The following is a 2693-nucleotide window of genomic DNA, read 5'->3' as shown; positions in this document are numbered from 1 at the left end:
CACATGGCCCGCAGCGCTCACGCAATGCCTGCCCAGCTTCGCCTGATTTTTTCCACGCACACCCACTGATTCACAGGAGCCCACCATGAATGCCAACGACGCCATCATCGCCGCCGCCTCCAACACTGACCCCCGCCACGACGCCAGCCGCGTGATCCGCGCGCCGCGCGGCAGCCAGCTGACCTGCAAGAGCTGGCTCACCGAAGCGGCCTACCGCATGATCCAGAACAATCTCGACCCCGAGGTGGCCGAGCGCCCGCAAGACCTGGTGGTGTACGGCGGCATCGGCCGCGCCGCGCGCAATTGGGAATGCTTTGACCAGATCCTCGCCTCGCTCAAGGACTTGAACGACGACGAAACCCTGCTCATCCAGTCCGGTAAGCCCGTGGGCGTGTTTAAGACCCACGCCAACGCGCCTCGCGTGCTGCTGGCCAACTCCAACCTCGTGCCTAAGTGGGCGAACTGGGAGCACTTCAGCGAGCTGGACCAGAAGGGCCTGTTCATGTACGGCCAGATGACGGCGGGCAGCTGGATCTACATCGGCACGCAAGGCATCGTGCAGGGCACGTACGAAACCTTTGCCGAGGCGGGCCGCAAACACTACGGTGGCTCGCTCGAAGGCAAGTGGATCTTGACCGCAGGCCTGGGCGGCATGGGCGGCGCGCAGCCGCTGGCCGCCACCTTTGCGGGCGCGGTGTCGCTCAACATTGAGTGCCAGCAAAGCAGCATCGACTTCCGCCTGCGCACGCGCTACGTGGACAAGCAGGCGCGTGATATCGACCACGCGTTGGAGCTGATCCAGCAGCACACCGCAGCCAAAGAAGCCGTGTCGATTGCGCTGCTGGGCAATGCTGCCGACATCCTGCCCGAGCTGGTGCGCCGCGCCAAAGCCGGTGGCCTCAAGCCCGACCTGGTCACCGACCAAACTTCGGCCCACGACCTCGTCAACGGCTACCTGCCCAGCGGTTGGACGGTGGCGCAGTGGCGCGCCGCGCAGCAGGACGTGACGCAGCACGAGGTGCTGAAAAAGGCCGCTAACAAATCTTGCGCCGTGCATGTGCAGGCCATGCTTGACTTCCAATCGATGGGTATCCCCACGGTGGACTACGGCAACAACATCCGCCAGGTGGCGTTTGACGAAGGCGTGAAGAACGCCTTCGATTTCCCCGGCTTCGTGCCTGCGTACATCCGTCCGCTGTTTTGCGAAGGCAAGGGCCCGTTCCGCTGGGTGGCCCTGTCGGGCGACCCGGAGGACATCCGCAAGACCGACGCCAAGATCAAGGAACTGTTCCCCGAAAACAAGCACGTGCACCGCTGGCTCGACATGGCGGGCGAACGCATCGCGTTCCAGGGCCTGCCCGCGCGCATCTGCTGGCTGGGCCTGGGCGAGCGCCACATCGCGGGCCTGGCCTTCAACGAGATGGTGAAGAACGGCGAACTGAAGGCCCCCATCGTGATCGGCCGAGACCACCTGGACACCGGCAGCGTGGCCAGCCCCAACCGCGAGACCGAAGGCATGAAGGACGGCACCGACGCCGTGAGCGACTGGCCGCTGCTCAACGCGCTGCTCAACACCGCAGGCGGCGCCACCTGGGTCAGCCTGCACCACGGCGGGGGCGTCGGCATGGGTTACTCGCAGCACTCGGGCATGGTCATCGTGGCGGACGGCACGGATGCGGCAGCTGCACGCCTGGCCAATGTGCTGGTCAACGACTGCGGCAGCGGCGTGATGCGCCATGCCGATGCAGGCTACGAATTGGCCGTGGAAACGGCCAAGAAGCAAGGCCTGAAGCTGCCGATGATCAAGTAAGCCCGCCAATACTCGCGGGGTCTATCTATCTGTCTCTACGGTTGATCTGGAGGTGAGGTGTCATGCCCGATGTTTCGTCTGGGATTTCGCAGCAACGGTGGCAGGCACGCCTGCGCGGGAGGTTGAGTGACCAACAGGTCGCCGACTTCGTCCGTGACGGCGCCATCTGCATCAAGCAGCTGCTCACGCCCGATGAAGTCGCTCTGCTGCGCGATGGCATCGACGCCAACTTGGCCGCGCCCAGCCCGCGCGCCAAGGTGGCCAGCCGGCCGGATGACCCAGGCCGGTTCTTCGAGGACTTCTGCAACTGGCAGGACATTCCGCAGTTTGGCCGCTTTGTGCGCGACACGCCGCTGGCCCTGGCCGCGCAGCGCCTGATGCAGTCGCGCACCGTGCGGCTGTACCACGACCATGTGCTGGTCAAAGAGCCGGGCACGCGCCAGAAGACGCCTTGGCACCAGGACCAGCCGTACTACAACATCGAAGGCATGCAGAACGTGAGCATGTGGATACCGGTGGACCCGGTGTCCCGCGCTGCGACGCTCGAATTTGTGGCCGGCTCGCACAAGGGCCCCTGGCTCATGCCGCGCACCTTCATGGACAACCAGGCCAAGTGGTTCCCCGAAGGCAGCCTGCAGGACCTGCCCAACGTTGAGGCCGACCGTGCTGCATTCCCCATCGTGGGCTGGGAGATCGAGCCCGGCGACGTGGTGTGCTTTCACATGCTCACGCTGCATGCGGCGGGTGGAGTAGAGGGCACTATTGCTCCGGCCCCATGAAGTCTCAAGCGGCGGCATATTTGACGCGGGGATCCTGAAAGTAGCTCATCACCCGCTCGGGTGACTTCTCCAGCATGGCCATGTGTTCGTTGGCCGCATCGCGC

The 2693-nt window shown here is 64.8% G+C and carries 1 protein-coding gene and 1 pseudogene; both read left to right on the top strand.

What is annotated here, in order from left to right; all coding sequences use genetic code 11:
- Positions 1–85 precede the first annotated feature (85 nt).
- Positions 86–1810 (top strand): urocanate hydratase, encoded by a 1725-nt coding sequence (hutU, locus tag QZ709_RS13140; protein WP_294637731.1) that lies wholly within the window; start codon positions 86–88, stop codon positions 1808–1810.
- Between the two features lie 62 nt (positions 1811–1872).
- Positions 1873–2568, top strand: a pseudogene (locus QZ709_RS13135) (phytanoyl-CoA dioxygenase family protein); the annotation flags it as partial.
- Positions 2569–2693 lie beyond the last annotated feature (125 nt).

This window comes from uncultured Aquabacterium sp., assembly GCF_913773725.1.
Taxonomy (GTDB): Bacteria; Pseudomonadota; Gammaproteobacteria; order Burkholderiales; family Burkholderiaceae_C; genus Aquabacterium.
This window is presented reverse-complemented; position numbering and strand designations above follow the sequence as displayed.

Coding starts and splice junctions, on each gene's coding strand:
- hutU (WP_294637731.1), top strand. CDS start 86: ATGAATGCCAACGACGCCATCATCGCCGCCGCCTCCAACACTGACCCC.